We start from the raw sequence: 2265 nt of genomic DNA, 5'->3' as shown, positions 1-2265 counted from the left end.
GATCAGGCTGAAGTTTTGCTCCGTTTCCCGGGTCAAGCGCAGTCCTTCCTGTACTTCGTCCTTCACTCTCGACATGGCCGATAGCGATTGCTGCATATCTTGTTCCATGGCTTCGACCAGTTCTTCAATACGATCTGAAGAGTCTCCGGCTTGTTCAGCCAGTTTACGAACCTCGGTAGATACAACGGCAAATCCTCTGCCATGCTCCCCTGCTCTTGCTGCTTCAATGGATGCATTGAGGGCAAGCAGATTCGTTTGATTTGCAATCTCATGAATGGCGGAAACCATCTGGCTAATCTGTGCCGACTTCCCTTCCAGCATACGAATGACTTCATCCGTTGTGGTAACGGAAGATTCAATGGTAGACATCTGCTGAACTTCCTCTCACGAGTGACTGGTTTGAACGTGCAAGCCCACGTATTATCCTCGCTGCACAACAGCTCTGTAATGCGCTTTCACAGGTAGATTAGCGCCTGACCTTTTCAGGTGCTCAGTGGGGATTGAACAATGCTCGTCTATTGGCTGGATATAGTCGGCACAGCGGTATTTGCCATCTCCGGCGTTTTGTTAGCCGGAAAATTGCGTATGGACCCTTTTGGTGTTCTGGTACTGGGCGTGGTAACCGCAGTAGGCGGCGGGACAATTCGCGACATGGCGCTGGATCACGGCCCGGTATTTTGGGTGAAAGATCCCACCGATCTGGTCGTTGCAATGGTCACCAGCATGCTGACCATCGTGCTGGTGCGCTAGCCAAGATCGGATGCAGGCAAGTCTAGAACTCAGTTGAAGCCTGGCAGGATGCCCGCGTGCCCGGCATAAGTCGACGTTAGCAAATCAGTTTTTTTGGAGATTGTGAAGTAATTTTTTTCGGGCCCTAGCTAATCTTTGTGTAAATACAGACTCTGTTAAATGAAGTTCTTGACAGATTTCACGATACGTTTTTCCCTCCACATAAAATAATAGAAGAGCTACTTGATAGTCTAATTTTAACTCGTCAATTGCTCTGTAAAGTTCTTCGTTAGTCTCAGTTCTCTCTACTTCTCGTTCCACAGTAAGTGCATCACTGAGAGTTTCAGTATTGTAACTGCAGGGGTGTGCCAAAAAGCGGCGCTCTCTATTCAATTTTCTTAAGTAAAAGTGCAGCCTTAAAGATTCAGTTAACTGATATTTTTTCATTTGGTTTTATTTACGATCAACCATTTGGTGCAAAAGCTACCTACTCTCCTGATACTTATCTAAATACTTTAGGTGGAGGTGTTTTCCATACCGGAACAGAAGGAACAGAAGTAGAAGTTAAATCAGAAAATATTACTATGCTCGTAGGTTATCAACCTACTGAAAATTTTAATATTTATGGTGGAGCTGTATACCAGACAGTTGAAGGTAATGTTCAACTACGAGGTTTAGCATATGGTTGCACAACTGACTTAGGTCAATACAATGCTATCATGGACGATGCTAGTGCTGTAGGTTGGTTAGCAGGTATTGCTTACCAGATTCCTGAAATTGCTCTTTACCCCCAGCTCTCCAAATGCATCCTCAAACCACTTCTGTTCTTGTGCTTTACCGAACAAGCCACCCTTGCCCTGTACACCAATCTTCACCGTGACATCATCATAGGATGCATTCGGATTCGAATTATCTTCTACTGGCTTGGCATTCTGGCCATTGCTAGCGTTGTTATTTGCATTGCCGCATCCCGCTACAACCAGTATCAGAACAAGTATGGCTGCAAACCAAACCAATTTTTTAATCATCTATTCGCATCCCCTTTTATGAACGTAGATTCGTTAATAGGTATCCAATTAAATGCCAGCGCCCTTGTCTATCAAGGGAGAATGTTCCACTTTTTCGAACTCGCCTAGAACGCGGGAGCGAAGTTCCTGGAAAAAAAGTACTTGAGCGTTTATCTGCCATGAATGCTGTGTGCATCGTGAAGGGTGGCCCTGATTTGACCTATGTATTGGCGAATGGTACCCTAACGGAAGTTCCGTACTTTAAGGCGGATTATGTTCTGGATACGGTAGGAGCAGGAGATGGTTTCTGTGCGGGATTTTTATCGGGTTTATTAAAAGGATACTCCCCGCAGGAAGCAACCCGTCTCGGCAATTTGACCGGCTCCATGGTTATACAGGCTGTTGGCGATTGGGAGGCGCTCCCGACGTGGGGGCAGGTCGAGGCCAAGCTGAACAACGTTGCCCATGTTGAGCGTTAGTCGCTCTAAATCATATATGGCTCATCTTCGTTCTTAAATGTAAGGCTTGT

The 2265-nt window shown here is 45.9% G+C and carries 4 protein-coding genes and 1 pseudogene; 3 read left to right on the top strand and 2 right to left on the bottom strand.

What is annotated here, in order from left to right; all coding sequences use genetic code 11:
- Nucleotides 1-369 (bottom strand): methyl-accepting chemotaxis protein (locus ACS72_RS00165; RefSeq protein ID WP_048880837.1); only part of this gene is annotated, 369 nt, incomplete at its 3' end.
- Nucleotides 370-507: 138 nt separating this feature from the next.
- Here ACS72_RS00165 and ACS72_RS00160 point away from each other — a divergent pair.
- On the top strand, nt 508-750 hold the full coding sequence (locus ACS72_RS00160; protein ID WP_048880839.1) for a TRIC cation channel family protein: 243 nt from the start codon (nt 508-510) through the stop codon (nt 748-750).
- A gap of 84 nt (nt 751-834) precedes the next feature.
- Here the strand turns inward: ACS72_RS00160 and ACS72_RS19070 are convergent, their stop codons facing one another.
- A complete protein-coding gene (locus ACS72_RS19070; RefSeq protein ID WP_081405796.1) occupies nt 835-1176 on the bottom strand; it encodes a sigma-70 family RNA polymerase sigma factor in 342 nt (113 codons plus the stop codon).
- Between ACS72_RS19070 and ACS72_RS17065 the strand changes: the two are divergent.
- Nucleotides 1137-1514, top strand: a pseudogene (locus ACS72_RS17065) (transporter); the annotation flags it as partial. The gene ACS72_RS19070 and the pseudogene ACS72_RS17065 overlap by 40 nt on opposite strands.
- Nucleotides 1515-1759: 245 nt before the next feature.
- Entirely contained in the window at nt 1760-2215 is a 456-nt protein-coding gene (locus ACS72_RS00145) for a carbohydrate kinase family protein (RefSeq protein WP_306386930.1), read from the top strand.
- Nucleotides 2216-2265 lie beyond the last annotated feature (50 nt).

Origin of the sequence: Acinetobacter sp. VT 511 (assembly GCF_001077515.1) — a bacterium.
GTDB lineage: Bacteria > Pseudomonadota > Gammaproteobacteria > Pseudomonadales > Moraxellaceae > Acinetobacter > Acinetobacter schindleri.
Note: the sequence above shows the minus strand (reverse complement) of the source record. Positions and strands in the feature narration are given on the sequence as shown.

What these genes read in the sequence shown, in the direction of transcription:
- ACS72_RS00160 (WP_048880839.1), top strand. Translation starts at nt 508, where the DNA reads ATGCTCGTCTATTGGCTGGATATAGTCGGCACAGCGGTATTTGCCATC.
- ACS72_RS19070 (WP_081405796.1), bottom strand. Translation starts at nt 1,176, where the DNA reads ATGAAAAAATATCAGTTAACTGAATCTTTAAGGCTGCACTTTTACTTA.